This window comes from Microbulbifer weihaiensis, assembly GCF_048323715.1.
Classification (GTDB): Bacteria; Pseudomonadota; Gammaproteobacteria; order Pseudomonadales; family Cellvibrionaceae; genus Microbulbifer.
Genome location: NZ_JBLWFL010000001.1, coordinates 730,493 through 748,229, shown reverse-complemented (window position 1 = coordinate 748,229; position 17,737 = coordinate 730,493). Strand labels below are relative to the sequence as shown.

At 59.2% G+C, this 17,737-nt stretch carries 15 protein-coding genes; all 15 read left to right on the top strand.

The genetic code is table 11. The annotated features are described in order from the left end of the window. The first annotated feature begins 141 nt into the window (after nt 1-141). Nucleotides 142-1,941, top strand: a complete 1,800-nt coding sequence (locus tag ACNKU7_RS03155) for a GMC oxidoreductase (protein ID WP_418295507.1) — start codon at nt 142-144, stop codon at nt 1,939-1,941. Nucleotides 1,942-2,073: 132 nt separating this feature from the next. Beyond that, nucleotides 2,074-3,069 (top strand): AraC family transcriptional regulator, encoded by a 996-nt coding sequence (locus tag ACNKU7_RS03150; RefSeq protein WP_418295506.1) that lies wholly within the window; start codon nt 2,074-2,076, stop codon nt 3,067-3,069. A gap of 313 nt (nt 3,070-3,382) precedes the next feature. Then, a complete protein-coding gene (locus ACNKU7_RS03145) occupies nt 3,383-4,126 on the top strand; it encodes an OmpW/AlkL family protein (RefSeq protein WP_418295505.1) in 744 nt (247 codons plus the stop codon). Between the two features lie 52 nt (nt 4,127-4,178). After that, nucleotides 4,179-6,542, top strand: a complete 2,364-nt coding sequence (locus ACNKU7_RS03140; protein WP_418295504.1) for an autotransporter family protein — start codon at nt 4,179-4,181, stop codon at nt 6,540-6,542. Between the two features lie 43 nt (nt 6,543-6,585). Continuing rightward, entirely contained in the window at nt 6,586-7,491 is a 906-nt protein-coding gene (locus ACNKU7_RS03135; RefSeq protein WP_418295503.1) for a DUF1853 family protein, read from the top strand. Between the two features lie 221 nt (nt 7,492-7,712). Next, nucleotides 7,713-8,411, top strand: a complete 699-nt coding sequence (locus ACNKU7_RS03130; protein WP_418295502.1) for a MotA/TolQ/ExbB proton channel family protein — start codon at nt 7,713-7,715, stop codon at nt 8,409-8,411. A 24-nt stretch (nt 8,412-8,435) separates the two neighbouring features. Further along, nucleotides 8,436-8,900, top strand: a complete 465-nt coding sequence (locus tag ACNKU7_RS03125; protein WP_418295501.1) for an ExbD/TolR family protein — start codon at nt 8,436-8,438, stop codon at nt 8,898-8,900. Further along, the gene (locus tag ACNKU7_RS03120) at nt 8,900-9,313 is read left to right on the top strand and encodes an ExbD/TolR family protein (protein WP_418295500.1); all 414 of its coding nucleotides are present in this window, start codon (nt 8,900-8,902) and stop codon (nt 9,311-9,313) included. The genes ACNKU7_RS03125 and ACNKU7_RS03120 overlap by 1 nt, the downstream gene beginning before the upstream one ends. Further along, nucleotides 9,310-10,137, top strand: coding sequence for an energy transducer TonB (locus ACNKU7_RS03115; protein ID WP_418295499.1), 828 nt, complete (start codon nt 9,310-9,312; stop codon nt 10,135-10,137). The genes ACNKU7_RS03120 and ACNKU7_RS03115 overlap by 4 nt, the downstream gene beginning before the upstream one ends. Before the next feature lie 3 nt (nt 10,138-10,140). Then, the gene (locus tag ACNKU7_RS03110; RefSeq protein WP_418295498.1) at nt 10,141-12,462 is read left to right on the top strand and encodes a TonB-dependent receptor; all 2,322 of its coding nucleotides are present in this window, start codon (nt 10,141-10,143) and stop codon (nt 12,460-12,462) included. A gap of 90 nt (nt 12,463-12,552) precedes the next feature. Next, on the top strand, nt 12,553-13,668 hold the full coding sequence (locus ACNKU7_RS03105; RefSeq protein WP_418295497.1) for an alpha-hydroxy acid oxidase: 1,116 nt from the start codon (nt 12,553-12,555) through the stop codon (nt 13,666-13,668). Between the two features lie 22 nt (nt 13,669-13,690). Next, the gene (locus ACNKU7_RS03100) at nt 13,691-14,371 is read left to right on the top strand and encodes a Fe2+-dependent dioxygenase (protein WP_418295496.1); all 681 of its coding nucleotides are present in this window, start codon (nt 13,691-13,693) and stop codon (nt 14,369-14,371) included. Nucleotides 14,372-14,685: 314 nt separating this feature from the next. Continuing rightward, nucleotides 14,686-15,240: a GbsR/MarR family transcriptional regulator gene (locus ACNKU7_RS03095; RefSeq protein WP_418295495.1), complete on the top strand. Its 555-nt coding sequence runs from the start codon at nt 14,686-14,688 to the stop codon at nt 15,238-15,240. Nucleotides 15,241-15,300: 60 nt separating this feature from the next. Beyond that, nucleotides 15,301-16,707, top strand: a complete 1,407-nt coding sequence (locus ACNKU7_RS03090) for a cytochrome ubiquinol oxidase subunit I (protein WP_418295494.1) — start codon at nt 15,301-15,303, stop codon at nt 16,705-16,707. Then, complete coding sequence (locus ACNKU7_RS03085; protein WP_418295493.1) at nt 16,704-17,729, top strand: cytochrome d ubiquinol oxidase subunit II; 1,026 nt, start codon at nt 16,704-16,706, stop codon at nt 17,727-17,729. Before ACNKU7_RS03090 ends, ACNKU7_RS03085 begins: the two co-directional genes overlap by 4 nt. Nucleotides 17,730-17,737: the final 8 nt, after the last annotated feature.

Sequence of the window (17,737 nt, the reverse complement as noted above, 5' to 3'; positions counted from 1 at the left end):
GACCGCTCAGTCAATCACTCCTGCCATTAACCACTGGGCTACTTGGCGAGAAATATCAAATTGGGCTTTTGTCCCTCCACTATGCTCGGCTAACTGTTCCCCACAATAAAAATGATTGCCGCCTCCTGAGGAGTATCTGCGATGGACGAGAGATTTGACTTCGACCAGGTCATCATCGGCTCTGGCTTCGGTGGTTCCTGCAGCGCGCTGCGCCTGAGTGAAAAGGGCCACCGTGTTCTGGTACTGGAAAAAGGCAAGCGCTGGAAGGACAAGGACTTCTCGGACAACTCCTGGAACATCAAGAAGTTCCTGTGGGCCCCGAGGCTTGGGCTGACCGGCACCATGCAGGTAAGTCTCACCAGCAAGGTCACTGCACTGCACGGCGCCGGTGTTGGTGGTGGCTCGCTGATCTACGCCAATGTGCACCTGATCCCGACCGACGAAGTGTTCGATTCCGAGCCCTGGTCACGGGTACACAAGGACTGGAAGCAACGCCTGCTGCCGTTTTATGGCCTGGCCCAGCGCATGATCGGCGTCACCAAAAACCCCTACGGCAATGCCGCCGATGAAACCCTGCAGGAAACCGCCCGGCGCATGGGACGGGAAGACTCCTTCCAGGTGGTGAACACCGGCGTGCTGTTCCCGGAAAACCCCGAGGATTACACGGGCAAAGACCGCGGCGACCCCTATTTCGACGGCGAGGGTCCCAGGCGCAACAGTTGCCGCCACTGCGGTGGTTGCATGATGGGGTGTCGTCACAACGCCAAGAATACCCTCGAGAAAAACTACCTCTGGTTTGCCGAACGCAATGGCGTGGAGATCCGCGCGGAGAGCGAGGTCACCCGCATCGAGCCCCTGGCCGATGCCGATGGTGTGCGCGATGGCAGCGCCGGTTACGAGCTGACCGTACAGAGTTCTACCGCTTTCCTGTTCAAGAAGCCGTACAAGATCCGCACCCGCGGCGTGGTGGTATCGGCCGGCGTGTTCGGCACCATCCCGCTGTTGCTGAAGGCCCGGGACAGGGATCGCACCCTGCCAAATATCTCGGCGCAGCTTGGCCGCCAGGTGCGCACCAACTCCGAGACACTGATCGTTGCCACCAGCGACTTCAAGGATCGGGACGGCAAGCCGCGCGAAGTGTGTGAGGGCCCGGCCATCACCAGCATGTTTGACCCGGACGACGAGACCCGGATTGAAATCGTGCGCTTTGCGCCATACGGTGATTTCAACTTTGCCCTGCAAAGTGCGGTGCCGATTACCGAATCCAATGGGCGTGTGCCCAGGCAGATCAGCATGCTGGCCAATATGCTGCGACATCCACTCAAGTCGCTGCGCATGCTCAATCCCATTGGCAAATCCCGCAACAGCATCATATTTCTGGTCATGCAGACCAAAGACAGTTTTGTGCACGTGAAGTCCGGCAAATGGCCATTCCGCTGGCGCGTCACCCAGGAACCCGGCGATGCGCCGCTATCGAATTACTTCCCCATTGCACATGAGACCGCACGCCACTATGTGGAGGCCGCCGGCGGCGGTACCGCCGGCAATGTGGTCACTGAGGTTTTAACCGGCGCTCCCAGCACCGCGCACCTGATGGGTGGCGTGGCCATCGGCACCAGCGCCAGCAACGGCGTGGTAGACGACACCGGCGCGGTGTTCGGTTACCAGAACCTGCGCGTGATCGATGGCTCGCTGATTCCCGGCAATCTGGGGGTCAACCCGTCGCTGACCATTCTCGCGCTAAGTGAATACGCCTGGTCAAAGGCACCAGTATTCAACCGCGAGCGCGCGGAAAAAATCACCCCGGTGAGCTTTTCCAACCCGCTGCCCGGCAGTGTTTCGACGCTGACCGGCAACGGTGACCTGCACGGGATCATCTGCCGCAGCAGCACTGCCGCAGCGGCCAGCGCAACCGACACCCCAGTAGGAATTGCGGACTGAGCACTGTCGCGCCGATGTTTCATTGTGTCGGCGCGACGGCAGTGACCGGGAGAGTGACTGGCAAGACTTGACTCTTTTCGCCACCGCGCGCATTTTGCCGCAATGCCGGAACAGGTTTTGCCAGATATGACCATGCACTCAGTCCGACTCGCCTCCTTCGATGGCATTCGCGAAGCCGCCCTCGAGCTGGGCGTTGATCCCGAGCCGGTCTTCCGACGCAACTCTCTCCCCGCTGCCGGCGAATGCAGCCCGGATGCCCGGTTTCCCTACACGGCACTGATCGATACGCTGAACTCTCTGGCCGACGCAACAGCTACCCCCCACTTCGGCTTGTTGGTGGCAAAGCGCCAGCCGCTCACCACCATGGGATTGCTCGGGGCTGTTGCCGCAGAGGCACCCACCGTCGGCCAGGCCATTGCTGACATCGGCGAACACCTGAAAGTCCATATCAACGGTGCGCGGGCGATCTGTGAAGTCGAGAACGACATTGCCACCTGGCGCATCGCGGTGGATCTCGAGGGTGCACCGGACCTGAAACAGAAGCACCTGCTGTCCGTCGGGCTCGCCTTTAATATCCTGAGGCAGTTATTGGGCTCCGGCTGGCTGCCCTCCCGGGTTCAGTTTGACCACGCGCAACCCGAAGATGTACGCCCCTACAAACAGTTCTTCCGCTGCCCGGTTTTATTTGGACAGGAGTTTTCCTGCCTGTGCTTTACCAGTGACGTGCTGCAAAAACCAAACGCCGACAACAGCGAGTCCGGCTACCGGCAGTTGAAGTCAGCACTGGAAGTCAGCGAACAGGTACTGTCGGGAAGTTTTGAGGATGCGTTCCTCCGGGTAGCCCGCGAAGCAGTCGAGCAGGGAACTCTCTCGCTGGAGCATGTGGCCGCATCACTGGATATGTCTCCGCGTACCCTGCATCGCAGATTGCGCGAGGAACTCGGCACCAACTTCCGCGCCGCATCGGACAAACTCCGCATTCAACTGGGGATGAAATACATCCGCAATACTACTCTGCCCCTGAGCGATATTGCCGATATTCTCGGATACTCGGAACTGGCCGCGTTTTCCCGCGCATTCAAGCGCAAGGTTGGGTGTTCACCCAGGCAGTGGCGCGCAGTCGCCTGAATTCCCCCCAGAAGTCACTGCGGCAGATCAGGCGCATTTCATTTACGCGAACAGCCTGGCGCAAGCTCACCACTGTACACTGGCGTCCAGCAATCAAGGGCTGAAGAAAACTGCTTTACTGGTCATCTTTTCCCAGTAACAGAGCTCGCATACCGCTCCTGCAAAATCCCACCCCCATGCTACTTTTACTGATGCTCGCGCAAGTTCTACGGCAGTTTTTAAAGCAATAATTGCCGCGCCACGAAAAAGCTTTTCCTCCAGCTGGAATACGGGATTCTCGCCCGGCGCCAACTGGTGTCAAACGGAGTTAACGATGAAAAAGCTCACGCTGGCTGCCGCTGTGGCACTCATCTCGCCTGCGGTGACATTGGCACAGATACCGGTATCCGATGTCGACCTGACCCGATTTTATGTCCGCCTGGGAGCCAGCTTCGTCTATCCCGATGATGACAATACCTCGCTGAAGTTTGATGTACTGCAACACTGGGAGTTGTACCGGACCGGCTGGAAAATTGACGACGACACCACCTGGAATGTTTCCGGTGTCTGGCGACCACTCAATTACCTCGGCGTGGAATTGCTCTATATCGGCGAAGCCACCCACGGCGCTGACCTCACGCGTTTCAATGCCTATCCCGGGCGCGACAATATTCATTTTGGGCGCTTTGCCACAACCTCGGCCAATCTGTTCGTCAACTGGTACATGACGGATGAGACCTGCCTCGGCCAGCCCTATCTCGGCATCGGGGTCAATTACACCGATTTCTACGATGACGAACTCAACCCGGAGATGCAGCGATTCCTGATGGACAGCGGCCTGGCCACCGGTCTCGCCAAATTCGGTATGGGACATTCCTGGGGCGCCAGTGCGCAACTCGGTCTGGACTGGCGGCTCGGGCATGGCCGCGCCTGGCTGATCAATGCCGCGGTGATGTATACCGATACAGATACCGACGGCGCGGTAACTTTTCCCATCTCGCCAGGCTATGACCGCCTGTACGCCGACTTCGAGTACAGCCCATGGACGCTTAATCTTGGGGTTACCTACGAATTTTAGTGCCCAGGCCAGTTCCGGATAACAATCGATAATCCATCCCCCGGGAGCATTTGTGATTTATCTAGCGCGTCTTTTTTTCTCTTCCGCGGGATTGAACGGCCTGCGGTTTCTACCTGTGCTGGTCATCACGCTGGCCGCGGGCCTTTCTCCATCCCCGGCGGTTTCCGAATGCGCGCCATCCAATACCGGTACCGCCGGCAATGACACCATTCTCTGCGACGAAGACAACAATGCCGAAGGCGCCGATGTAAACAGCCTGGCTGGAGACGACACCCTGGATCTGAACGGCGGGGAAATCGGCACCGTTGACGCAGGTGCCGGTAATGACACGGTCAATATCAACGGGGCACTGATCGAAGGCGATCTGCTCACCGGTGATGGCGACGACACCGTGGTCATGGAAAATCGCGACTCGGAAGTGGGCTCCTTCTTTGGCGGCGGAATCGATACCGGAACCGGTAACGACCACGTTCACATTTACGACGGACTGGTGTTCGATCTCCTCACCGGAGAGGGAGACGATGAAGTCATCCTCGAAGGTGGATTTATTTTCAATTTCCTGGATACCGGTGCCGGTGACGATTACTTCTACTGGGATGAAGGGCTCATCAATGACTTCAGGGGCGGCACCGGTTCGGACTATCTCGAGATCGACGCCTACTCCTACGAAGGAGACGCCATCCTTGACGGCGGCGACGACCTGACCGCAGACGACGGCGACATCGACACCTTGCGCTTCAAGCTGGACCACCAAATCGATGGCCGCTTGCTGCGTAACTGGGAACGGATCATCGTCAATGGCAGTTCCAAGCTGGATCTGTTTGGCGCTCTCGCGGTGGGGGGAGGACAGGATCCTGATGGCGAAGAACTGGGGCTGGATATTCGCTTCGGCGGGATTGTCGAGTTCCTGCCGCGAGGCTTTGAGATCCAGGGGAATGTGGTTAATGCGGGGACGCTCTATTTACAGGACGAACGCTTCAATCAGGTGACCATAGCCTCCCACGACGACGGGCGCTTTGGTCACTACATCGGCCGCAATGGTCGCCTGTGGCTGGATACACGCCTGGCCGGGGATAACTCGCCGACCGATCAACTCAATATTCTCGGCGACGCTCGCGGCACCACGTTTGTACGGGTATACAACCTGGGAGGCAGCGGTGCCCTCACCACCGGCGACGGTATCAAGGTGATCGATATACAGGGCGACTCCCCCGCGGACGCCTTTGTAATGGATGGCGATTACTGGGGCGCCGATCGTCAGGATGTCACGGTCGGCGGTCCCTATGGATATACCCTGCACCACAACGGGCTGAGCGACCCCGAAGATGGCAACTGGTATTTGCGCTCCACCCTGCTCGACCCCTTCGACGGCAGCGGCAACCTGATCCCCCGCTGGCAACCGGGCGCGGTCATGTACGAAACCTACGCCCAGGTTCTGCGTAACATGAACCGCCCCAATACCTTGCGACAACGTGTCGGGAATCGTTTCTGGGCCGGCACCAGTTATCTCGACCGCGGTGTTTGCTGCCTGACCGAAGCCACGGAAAAAACCATCGACGGCGGCGGTCTGTGGATGCGCGTGGCGGGCGAGTATTACGACTTTGCCCCGGAACGCTCCAGTGGCCGCGCCGAGTGGCAGCAGGACTACGGACAGGTGCAGGTGGGCGTGGACTTCTCCGTGGATCCTTCTGTCTACGGTGGCCGCCTGATCCTCGGCCTGTTCGGGCAGTACGCCTATGCGGATACCGAACTGGATACCTTTTTCAGCCACGGCCAGTTCGATACTGAAAACTACGGTGTTGGCGGCACCGCAACCTGGTACGGGCACCAGGGCACTTATGTGGACCTGCAGGCCCAGGTCAACTGGTTCGACACCGACCTGCTTTCCTATGAACTCTACTACCTCGCCACCGGCAACGACGCGGTGGGTGTTAGCCTTTCCGCGGAAGCCGGGCACACGATAAAACTGTGCGATTTCTTCGCCGTGACGCCCCAGGTGCAGCTGACCTATAACGCGGAAGAAGTGGACGATATCTACGACGCCTACGGCGTATATATGAAAGATACCGAAAACCATGGCGGCGCCGCGCGCTTTGGTGTCGCCCTCGAGCAGCGGATAAGCCGGCGTAAATCCCCGGCGAATATGTACGGTATCCTGCTGCTGGAGCGGATCAACATCTATGCGATCGCCAACGCGATTTATTACTATGACGCGGAAACCCGGGTGAATGTATCCGGCACCTACCTGTACCAGGCACGCGACGACTGGTGGGGACAGATCGGCGTCGGTGCCACCTACGATGAATGCGGCGATCACTGTTCTTTCTATACCGAAGTGGACTACAGCACGAGCTTCGACAATCCCGGAGACAGCTACGGCGCCAGCGTAAGGCTTGGCTTTCGCTTCAAGTGGTGATCACAGGGCTTTCTCTCGATCCTGATTTCCCTATACTCGCGGCATGCCGCCGAATTCCGAACGATTTCTGAGTACCGCAGAGCCCGATCACTGGGCCAACTTCCTGTGGGCGATCAGCAGCGCGGACATCAGTACTGCCCCTTCGCTGCCCTGGCTTCCGCTGTCTCGGCGAATACGCCTCTACGATTATTTTTCCACGCCCGCCATGCGCAACGCGCTACACAATCCACTGCAACGAGCACTGGAAGCGAGCGCGAGCCGGCGGCTGGGTATTTATTTTGAAAACCTGTGGGCGTTCGCCTTTGAGCATCACCCGGATTACCGCCTGCTGGCCCGCAACCTCCCTCTGCGTGACGGAACCCGAACCCTCGGTGAACTGGATTTTCTGGTGGAGCACCTGCCGGATGCCACATATGAGCACTGGGAAGTGGCGGTCAAGTTTTACCTGCAGGTTGGTGACGACTGGATTGGCCCCGGCCTCAAAGACCGGCTGGATATCAAGCTCGAGCGCATGCTCAATCACCAGCTTCCGGTACTGCATACCAGTACCGGCCACAGGGCGCTCGATTCACTGGCGGAGCAGCAAATGCAGCGCCGACCAACCTCGGTTCGCCAGTGGACGCTGATGCCCGGACGGCTCTTTCGCCCGCTCCCGGATTCGGGAGCTCTGCCCGAGTCGGCTTGCGACTACTGGTGGTGCACACTGGAGACCTTTATCCACAACGGGCGCAACGCCAATTGTCGCTGGCACTACCTGCCGAAACGCGCCTGGCTGGCCCCGCTCACCGCCGGCAATACTCAGGGTGACGGTGAGCAACGGCCTCTGGATGAAAACATTCTTGCCCGCGGCCCCGTCTGTGTCGCCGGTACCCACAACGGCAGGGAGTTTACCCGGGGTTTTATCGTGCCCGCCGACTGGCACCAGCAAGCACTCGAACGGGGATTGTGAGCGGCCACCGATAGCGATATCCCGTTCACCAGATCTGTCACTCCCGCGCGCATTCACCAGAGATTCCGCACGGTGTGGCGCCATATCACCCCACATCCTCTCCAAAAAACGCAATTAACGAAAAAAGTCCCCACATCGGCCCCAACCCTGTTGCAGATATAAATGCGAATCATTATTATCCGCAACCTGTTTACAATTACTGACACAAGGAAGCCGGCACGATGGAGCACGCGATAGCACTATTTCTTCAGGGTGGCGTGGTGATCTGGCTGTTGTGCGCCTTTTCCGTAGCAGCCACAACGCTGTTTCTGCGAAAACTCTGGCAGTTCTGGCAACTGCGGACGCTGCCCGGCGCCAGTGCCGAACGTGCGCTCCAGCATCTGGAGAGCGGTGCGCGCAACCAGGCCCTGCTACTGACCAAGGGGCAACGCAACCCTCGCGCGCGTCTGCTTGCGCTTACCTTGGGGATGATTGAGCGCCAGACCCTGCCCACCGACAAAATCCGCAACGAAAGCCTGCGCCTGGCCCGGGTGGAAATCAGCCAGCTCAACAGCTTCCTGCGTCCGCTGGAAGTCATCGCCACCCTCGCCCCGCTGCTCGGCCTTCTCGGTACCGTGATCGGCATGATCGAAGCGTTTAAGGCGATGGAAGCCGCCGGCACCCAGGTGAACCCGGCAGTGCTGTCCGGCGGTATCTGGCAGGCCCTGCTCACCACGGCGCTCGGCCTCGCCGTCGCCATTCCGGTTTCCCTCGCCCACAGCTGGCTGGAACGCAAAGTGGAAGTACAGGCGGGGGAAATCCAGAACGATCTCGAGCGCCTGTTTACCTGGCTTGCGGAAAAAGACTGCCGCAAGGCGGACAGCAGCGAGCCTGTAAAAGCGGGCGCAGCCAAATCAAATATCAGCCAGCAGCCGGCCTGACACCAGAACAACAGGCAAATGGAAATGGAATCCACCTACCCAGATCAGGCCGCGGAAACACCGCTGCTGTTTCAGTCCCGCCGCCGGGGTATCAGCCTGACACCACTGATCGATGTGGTGTTCATCCTGCTGATGTTTTTCATGCTGACGTCCAGCTTCAGCCAGTGGCGTGCGGTGGATTTCTTTTCGCCAACGGAGGCGGCCGTAACGGCAGAAAAGCCCGCGGCACCGCAGATACTGATCCTGCAGGCAGACCAACGCCTGCGCCTCGCCAATGGTGAGTTAAATCTCGCCCATTACCGGGATTTTTCCCCGGCGATGCTGCAGCACTTTGAGCGCGATGCCGCCGTGCTGCTGGCACCGCAAGCGAGCGTGCGCGTTCAGGATATCGTCAGTGCGCTGGAAGCATTGCAACAGGCCGGCCTGCACCGCGCGACGCTGGGCAAGAGCCTGCCGGAAGCCCAGGTAAAAAAGGCGGGAACGAAATAATGCAACTGCATACCGCACGCCCGCGCAAAAGCGCCGACGACAGCATGATCCCGCTGATCAATATCGTGTTCCTGCTGCTTATTTTTTTCATGATTGCGGGAAAGATCAGTAACGACCAGCAGGATGCGATCACGCCACCGGTTTCGCAAAGTCGGGAGCCGGTGCACATCACCCCTGCGGTGTTGAAAATCAATGAAGAAAACCAGCTTCAGTTCGACGGCAAGGCCGTAACCCTGGAAACCTTGGCGGCCACCCTTCCCCAGGTTCGTATACAGATTTATGTCAAAGCGGATCGCGACCTGCAGGCGAAAGATCTCGACGCTGTGTTTAATCTGTTGCGGGAAGCCGGTGTGGAGCAGATCACCTTGTACAGCGAGCACGCTGAAGTTCAGTCCGGCGGCGGCAGCTTATGAACAGCATCCAGTGGATTTCATCCCTGTTTATCGCACTGGTGCTGCACCTGCTGTTGGCCGCCGGCTTTTTTTACTTCGAGCAACCGGTGGCTGGCGTTGCCGTGGATACAGGGGAAGGTGGTGTAGACGTTGGGCTCGGGATGCTCGGTAGCTACGAGGAAATCCTGCAGCCGCCGGAACCCGAAAAAGAACCGAAGCCCGCGCCCGCCGAACCGCCAAAAGCGGAAAAGGAGCCAGAGCCGAAACCCAAGCCGCAAGCGACACAGCCTCCAGAAGAACTGCTGTTAAAGCCGAAATTACCGGAGCCTGAGCCAAAGCCAGAACCGCAACCGCAGCTAACGACGGTAAAAACCGCTGAAGTCAGCCAGATTGCCGTGGCGACGGTGGAGGCCAATGCGGAAACCTCAGCGGCGGAAGAGCCTGCGGCGCAAGAAGAGAAAAAGCCGGAGCCGAGGCCCGCGTCCGTGCGCGCTACCGGGCGCCACGATCACCAGAGCGCGGGGGCTACGGCGGGTAATGCCAAAACCTATTTCAGCGCATTGATGGCCTGGCTGAACCGCTTCAAGGATTACCCGGCGGCGCTCAAGAAAGAAAAAATTCAGGGCGTAGTCACCGTGGAATTCACCATTGCAAAAAATGGCGATATTACCCAGGCAGCTATCAAGAAAAGCTCCGGCCACCCAGAGCTGGATGCGGCGGCGATGTCGATGCTGCAGAATGCGTCCCCGGTGCCGCCGATACCCGAATCCATGAACAGGGAGACCATCAAGCTGGTTATCCCGGTGGAATATTCACTGATCACAAACCGGAAATTCACGGAGTAGAGCATGAAAAAAGGAAAGCAACTGGCACCGGCCTCCCTGCGACAATCCGCGCAGCCGCGCCTGAACGTCAACACAACCGCGCTTGCGCTGAGCGTGCCCATGCTGCTGATGGGCCAGGCCGCGCTGGCCGAAAAAGAAGCGATCGTTCTGGACACCATGCAGATCACCGAGCGCACCAGTGATACCAACCCCTACGCGGAAGAAGGTGCGCCCTATAAAGCGAAGGTTTCCGGTGATGCGCGCCGCGTAAAAGAAATCGCCAAGACCCCACAAACCATCAGCGTACTGACCCAGACTGCAATCAAGGAATCAGGCCGCAGTGACCTGCGTGAAGTACTGGACGCGCAACCGGGTGTGACCCTCGGCACCGGTGAAAACGGCAACGCCTTCGGCGACCGCTACATCATCCGCGGCCACGAAGCGCGTAGCGATGTGTATGTTGATGGCCTGCGTGACCCGGGTATGACCACCCGCGAAAGCTTTGCCGTCGAGCAGATCGAAATCACCAAAGGCCCGAGCGCGACTTTCGCCGGCCGCGGTTCCACCGGTGGTGCGGTCAACAGCGTGACCAAGCAGGCCAGCACCGACTACGACTTCAACAATGTGGAAGCGGGCTTCGGCACCAACGATTTCCGCCGCCTGACCCTGGACAGCAACGTCAAGCTCTCTGACACCCTGGCCGCGCGCGTCAACCTGCTGCACGGCTACGAGGAAGTGCCGGACCGCGCACCGGCAGATCGCGAGCGCAATGGTGTGGCCCTGTCCCTCACCCAGCAGACTACCGACAAGCTGAGCCTGACCGGTGACTTCTACTACCTGGAAGCCGAAGACAAGCCGGATCTCGGCACCTACATCGTGCCTGAAGGCGGTCCGGTACACGACCTGCCCAGCTACACCCAGGATCAGGATTTCCTCGAGTCCGAGGTGCAGACGTTTACCTTCCGCGCCAGCTATGACATCAGTGACAACCTGCGCTTCCAGAATGCCACCCGTTACGGCACCACCGAGAACGGCTACGTAGTGACCGGCGCCCGCGGCACCTCGCGCGCAGACACTGACCCGATGGCACCGGGCGCAGATACCGTATCCCTGAGCACCCACCAGGGCTGGCAGGACGTGGATTACTTCGTCAACCAGGCCAACCTGTTTATCAACAGCCAGCTGGGCGGCGTGCAGCACCAGTTCCTGATCAGCGCCGAGTATTCCGACCTCGCGGTTCTGAACGGGGTGTTCAATATGGAAAATACCGGTACCAGCAACTGCGTCACCAATGGTCGCGGCGGAGCCAATCCCGGTTACTGCATCGTGGACGAGAACGGCGCTTACATCAGCGATAACGGCAACCTGATGGGCCGCGACATTACCCGCGGCGACTGGGATTCCGATTACCAGATCAAGACCGCATCTGTCTCCTTCATGGATACCGTGGACCTGAATGAATTCTGGACCCTGCACGCTGGTGTACGCCTGGACAGCTTCGACTACAGCAACTCGGCCTTCGGAGGCGGCGCCAGCGAAGCCACCGACTACGAGTACTCCGATACCCTGGTGAACGGTCACGCTGGTGTGGTGTACAACTTCAGCGACCTCGGCAATGTGTACTTCACCTACGGCACCGCCACCAACATTAACGGCGGTGAATCCGATGTAGGCGCAAACTGTGGCTACGGTGGTATCTGTACCGACAGCGAGAACGTAGGCGCGCCCAACCCGGAAGCCACCCGCAACCTGGAACTGGGTACCAAGTGGAACCTTAACGGCGAAAAACTGCTGCTGACCGGTGCCCTCTTCCAGATCACCAAAGACGACGTGATGGAAAGCCTGCCGTTTGGCTCAAGTTATGATGATGCCGGCAGCATCAACACCGGCAAAAATCGCGTGCAGGGTTTTGAGGTTGCGCTGGTCGGAAACCTGAGCGACAAATTCAGCACCCAGTTTGGCCTCACCATGATGGACTCGGAAATCCTGAAATCCACCAACGAAGAAAGCATTGGCGAAAGCCTGGCAAACTTCGCGGACGACAGCGCCTTCCTGCAGCTGCGCTACCAGGCCACCGGCGCGCTCGCCATCGGCGGTTCCGCCAACTATTCCAGCGAAATCTTTGCCGGTCAGCCGGACTCCGCGGCCAGTGATACCTACCGCGTCCCCAGCTACACGTCTTTCGACCTGTTCGCCAGCTACCAATTCAGCGAGAAACTGAAAGCACAGCTGAACGTTAACAATGTCACTGATAAAGACTATTACCTGGCGACATACCGCAGCGGTGCCTTCACCTACATTGGCGATGCCCGCAGTGCTGCGCTGACCGTGTCTTACGATCTGTAATCCACACATCGCTGTAAACAGGCCGGGGACTTACCCCCGGCCTGTCTTTATAAGGCCAGAAAATTCAGGTCTGATAAATAGGCCAGGCAAATGACAAACCAATCCCAACAAACAGGCTTCCTCGAAAACATTCCTGTGCACCTGGTAAGCGCCGGCGATTACGAACAGGAAGCGAGACAGCGGCTCTCCGATCCGGTGTGGGCGCAGATTGCCGGTGGCGCCGGCGATGAACTCACCCTGCGGAAAAACCGCTCGGCTTTTGATGCACTGGACATCATTCCCAGATTGCTGGCGGATTTTCGCCAAGCAGATACCGGCGTACACCTGTTCGGCCGCCGCCATAAGTTCCCTTTGTTGATTGCCCCCATCGCCCACCAGCAACTCCTGCACCCGCAGGGAGAACTGGCCACGCTGGCGGCAGCCAACGCCCTGGAAACCACGTTCATCGCTTCCACACTGGCATCCACGCCACTGGAAACCATTGCCGCCGAAAGCGAACAGCCTTCCTGGTTCCAGCTCTATTTCCAGCCGACGCGGGAACAGACCCTCGACCTGCTGCAGCGCGCCGAAGCCGCGGGTTACGAGGCCATTGTGGTGACCCTCGACGCACCGATCAGCGGCCTGCGCAACCGGGTGCAGCGCGCCGGTTTCACCTTGCCCGCCCATATCCCCACCCCCAATACGGCGGGGTATAAACCACCCGCGCCGCGCAACCTGGCGCCGGGCAGCAGTGTGATACTGAATGGCTTTATGGCCGATGCACCCCGCTGGGAGGATCTGCAGTGGCTGCGTGAACACTGCAATTTGCCACTACTGGCCAAGGGGGTACTCAGCCCTGCAGATGCTGAACAGTGCCGGGCAACCGGACTCGACGGCATCATCGTGTCGAATCACGGCGGCCGCACCCTGGACGGCCTGCCGGCCACTATTGACGTACTCCCCGCGATCCGCGCGGCCGTCGGCAACGAGCTGCCGCTACTGCTGGACAGCGGTATCCGCCGCGGTACCGACATATTCAAGGCACTCGCTCTCGGCGCGGATGCCGTGCTGCTGGGCAGGCCATATCTTTATGCTCTCGCCACCGCCGGTGCCCTCGGCGTGGCCCACTTGCTGCGCATCCTGCGCGAAGAACTGGAAATTGCCATGGCGCTGTCCGGGCGACCCGACATCCGCAGTATCCAGCCTGATGCCGTCACAGGATCCTGAGAAAGTTCGAATAGGAAATATCATGCTGACCGTGATCGAAAATCTCTTTACCGCCGAAGAAGCCGCGCAACTGCGCGCGCAGCTGGTGGAGCAACCCTGGCTGGATGGCATCGCCACCGCCGGCGGTCAGGCGGCGTCAGTGAAAGCCAACCTGCAAATGGACGACCGCAACCCGGTGGCACAACAACTGCGCCAGCAGGTGCTGGAGCGCCTCGGCCGCAATCCGCTGTTTGTCTCCGCGGCGCTGCCACAAAAAATCTACCCCCCCAAGTTCAACTGCTACCGAGACGGCGGCCACTATGGCCTGCACGTAGACAGCGCCATTATGCAGCTGCCAAATGGGGAATCCCTGCGCACTGACCTGTCGATTACCCTGTTCCTGAGCGAGCCGGAAACCTACGACGGCGGCGAGCTGATGATTGAGACCCGCTACGGTGCCCAGGCAGTCAAGCTGAATGCCGGCAGTGCGGTGCTCTATCCTTCTTCCAGCCTGCACCAGGTGACCCCAACCACCGGGGGCGAGAGGATTTGCAGCTTCTTCTGGATCCAGAGCCTGGTGGCCGACGACCACCAGCGGGAGCAGCTGTTCGAGCTGGACCAGTGCATCCAGGCCCTGACCATGGATCGCGGCCACCAGGATCCACAGGTCAAATCCCTCACCGGGATCTACCACAACCTGCTGCGGGGCTGGGCCACTACCTAGGCTCCAACAGAACAACCCCCGATTTCGTTCTCTCGTATAAGTCCGGTGCGAAGGTGTCGATATCGGGTAGAGCCTTGTGAGACCGTCTGCGGCCTGGACGGCCGCAGCCGAGCCCCCATGGATGGGTATACGGCGTGTCTCACAAGGCTCTACCCGATAGCGGCACCGCCTCGAAGTAGTTGTTACGTAAACTCTACGAATTCCCAGTAACCCTCGCCCCCAACAGCCTACTCCCCTAGAAAATAGCCCCCCACAGTTGACACACATCAATTTACGTTTAGAATTTTCAGAAATTTCTGAAAGTTAAGAAAACAATGAAACTTTCCAGTCAGGCACAAGCATTCGTAATGCATTTTGGGGAAATGGGCAGCCGGTGGGGTTTCAACCGCACCGTGGGACAGATGTTTGCCCTGCTCACCATTCACAGCGAACCGCTCAATGCCGACCAGCTCGCCGAAGCGCTCAAGATCAGCCGCGGCAATGTGAGCATGGGACTCAAAGAATTACAGGCCTGGCGCCTGGTGGAACTGCACCACCAGCCCGGCGACCGCAAGGATTACTTCACCGCAGCCGGCTCCATCTGGGACCTGGCGCGCACCGTTTTCGAGGAGCGCCGCAAGCGTGAGCTCGACCCGACCCTGACACTCCTGCGCCAGCTTTTGCTGGCCGATCCACGCGACGAACAGGAAGCGCTGGCGCAGGAAAAAATCCAGGAGGTTTACAGCCTGCTGGAGATGCTCGACCAGTTTGCCAATACCCTGAGCAGGCTGGATCAGAAGGACCTGCTCAAACTGATGAAACTGGGATCCGGCCTCAGCAAATTGCTGGAACTCAAGTCCAAAGCCAGCGGTGGCTCTGGAAAAAAATAGGGCGTAGCAGGAATTTACCGGCGCCCGGCCCGGGCGCTGTCAGTGTTTTGTGAGGTGCGCATGCTGGATACACTGATCCTTTCGCGAATACAGTTCGCAGCCAATATAAGTTTTCACATTCTCTTTCCCACTATCACCATCGCGCTCTGCTGGATCCTGTTCTTTTTCAAGCTGCGCTTCGATCTCACCGGCAACCCGGTGTGGATGCGGGCCTACCGCTTCTGGGTAAAAATCTTTGCCCTCACCTTCGCCCTGGGTGTGGTCAGCGGCCTCACCATGTCTTTCCAGTTCGGTACCAACTGGCCCGGCTTTATGGAAAAAGTCGGCAATATCGCCGGCCCGTTACTGGGCTACGAGGTACTCACCGCGTTTTTCCTTGAGGCGACCTTCCTCGGCATCATGCTGTTCGGCATCAACCGGGTTTCCAGCCGCCTGCACACGCTCTCTGCGCTGATCGTCGCCGTCGGTACCACCTTGTCCGCCTTCTGGATTCTCGCGCTCAATTCCTGGATGCAGACACCTGCCGGCTACGAAATCCGCGACGGCGTGGTATACGCATCGGATTGGCTCGCGATCATCTTCAACCCGTCGTTCCCCTACCGCTTCGCGCACATGTTGCTGGCATCCGGGCTTACCGCCGCGTTCTTTGTCGCCGGCCTTTCCGCATACCGGATCCTGAAAGGTGACGACAAACAGGCGCCGCGGCTGGCCCTCAAGACCGGCCTGATCCTTGCGGCGATACTCGCACCAGTACAGGCGTTCGTCGGCGACCTGCACGGGCTCAACACCTTTGAACACCAGCCGCAGAAAATCGCCGCAATGGAAGGCGTCTGGGACACCGAGGCCGGCGCCCCACTGCTGCTGTTCGCGATCCCGGACGAAGAGCTGCGTACCAACCGTTTCAGTATCGGCATCCCCAATATGGCGAGCCTGATCCTCACCCATGAAACGGACGGCGTTATTCGCGGGCTGAACGAATTCGAGGGTGATCATCCGCCGGTAAAACCGATGTTTTTCGGTTTCCGCATCATGGTCGGCGTCGGCCTGCTGATGCTGGTCACCGCGTGGGGAGCCATCTTCCTGATGCGCCGGCGCGGCGAGCTGCCCACCTGGATGCTCCGGTTACTGGTCGCCATGACCTTTTCCGGCTGGGTGGCCACCCTCGCCGGCTGGTATGTCACTGAAGTGGGGCGCCAGCCCTGGCTGGTCACCGGCATCCTGAAGACCGCCGAAGCGGTGACCCCGGTGGCACCGGAAAATGTCGGCCTCTCGCTGACCCTTTACCTGATCACCTATGTGGTGCTCATGTGGGCCTACATCCACACCCTCAGGGTGATGGCGTTGAAGTCCGTAAAAGTCGAGGAGTTCGAAACCAGTGAACCGGCTGCCGACGGCAGCCTGACCAACCTGCCCAGAGAGGCAACTTCATCCACGCCCGGTCACAGCACTCAAGGAGGTGTTCAATGAGTGACGTTGTAACAACCATGGCCGGTAATGACTGGCTGCCGGTGGTGTTTATCGGCCTGATGGGGCTGGCGGTTGTGGTCTATGCAATCCTCGACGGCTACGACCTCGGCGTCGGTATCCTGCTGCCAATGGGAGAGGCCGACGAGCGCCAGCGGGACATCATGATCGCGTCGATCGGCCCCTTCTGGGATGCCAACGAAACCTGGCTGGTACTGGCTATCGGCGTGCTGCTGATCGCCTTCCCCACCGCCCACAGTATTGTGCTCACCAATCTTTATATCCCCGCCGCGATCATGCTGATCGGCCTGATCATGCGCGGTGTGGCGTTCGACTTCCGCGCCAAGGCGGCAGTGGATCACAAGCTCGCCTGGGATCGCACGTTCAAGCTCGGCTCACTGATCACCACCCTCGCCCAGGGCTATATGCTCGGGCAGTACGTGATGGGCTTTGATCGCAGCTGGTCCGCCTTTTATTTCTGTGTCGTGAGTGCCCTGGGAGTGACTGCGGCCTACACCTATATCGGCGCAACCTGGCTGGTGATGAAAACGGAAAACGCCCTGCAACAGCGCGCGGTCAAATGGAGTATTCAGGCCGGGCGCGCTGCCCTTCTGGGTGTAGTGGCCGTGTGTGTCGTCAACCCGCTGGTGAACCCGGGGGTATTCGACCGCTGGTTTACCTTCCCGCTGGTGATGTTTGTGCTGCTGATACCCACGCTGTGTTTCATTGCATTTATTGCCAATGACATTCTGCTGCGCCGGCTGCCGAAGGCGGATGACCGCCATTGCAGCCTGCCGTTCTATACTGTGGTGGGTATTTTTATCCTGAGCTTCAGCGGCCTCGCCTTCAGCTTTTTCCCGGAAATCGTTCCAGGTCAGCTCGATATCTGGCAGGCGGCCAGCGCGCGGGAATCCCTGCAGTTCATTCTGGTGGGCGCGGTGGTCGTAGTGCCGGTGATTCTGCTGTACACCGCGTTTTCATATCGGGTATTCCGCGGCAAAGCCACGGATTTACACTATTACTGAAGCGAACT

Excerpts from the sequence above, each read along its gene's own strand:
- ACNKU7_RS03155 (WP_418295507.1), top strand. The coding sequence starts at position 142 with ATGGACGAGAGATTTGACTTCGACCAGGTCATCATCGGCTCTGGCTTC.
- ACNKU7_RS03150 (WP_418295506.1), top strand. The coding sequence starts at position 2,074 with ATGCACTCAGTCCGACTCGCCTCCTTCGATGGCATTCGCGAAGCCGCC.
- ACNKU7_RS03145 (WP_418295505.1), top strand. The coding sequence starts at position 3,383 with ATGAAAAAGCTCACGCTGGCTGCCGCTGTGGCACTCATCTCGCCTGCG.
- ACNKU7_RS03135 (WP_418295503.1), top strand. The coding sequence starts at position 6,586 with ATGCCGCCGAATTCCGAACGATTTCTGAGTACCGCAGAGCCCGATCAC.
- ACNKU7_RS03130 (WP_418295502.1), top strand. The coding sequence starts at position 7,713 with ATGGAGCACGCGATAGCACTATTTCTTCAGGGTGGCGTGGTGATCTGG.
- ACNKU7_RS03125 (WP_418295501.1), top strand. The coding sequence starts at position 8,436 with ATGGAATCCACCTACCCAGATCAGGCCGCGGAAACACCGCTGCTGTTT.
- ACNKU7_RS03120 (WP_418295500.1), top strand. The coding sequence starts at position 8,900 with ATGCAACTGCATACCGCACGCCCGCGCAAAAGCGCCGACGACAGCATG.
- ACNKU7_RS03115 (WP_418295499.1), top strand. The coding sequence starts at position 9,310 with ATGAACAGCATCCAGTGGATTTCATCCCTGTTTATCGCACTGGTGCTG.
- ACNKU7_RS03110 (WP_418295498.1), top strand. The coding sequence starts at position 10,141 with ATGAAAAAAGGAAAGCAACTGGCACCGGCCTCCCTGCGACAATCCGCG.
- ACNKU7_RS03105 (WP_418295497.1), top strand. The coding sequence starts at position 12,553 with ATGACAAACCAATCCCAACAAACAGGCTTCCTCGAAAACATTCCTGTG.
- ACNKU7_RS03100 (WP_418295496.1), top strand. The coding sequence starts at position 13,691 with ATGCTGACCGTGATCGAAAATCTCTTTACCGCCGAAGAAGCCGCGCAA.
- ACNKU7_RS03095 (WP_418295495.1), top strand. The coding sequence starts at position 14,686 with ATGAAACTTTCCAGTCAGGCACAAGCATTCGTAATGCATTTTGGGGAA.
- ACNKU7_RS03090 (WP_418295494.1), top strand. The coding sequence starts at position 15,301 with ATGCTGGATACACTGATCCTTTCGCGAATACAGTTCGCAGCCAATATA.
- ACNKU7_RS03085 (WP_418295493.1), top strand. The coding sequence starts at position 16,704 with ATGAGTGACGTTGTAACAACCATGGCCGGTAATGACTGGCTGCCGGTG.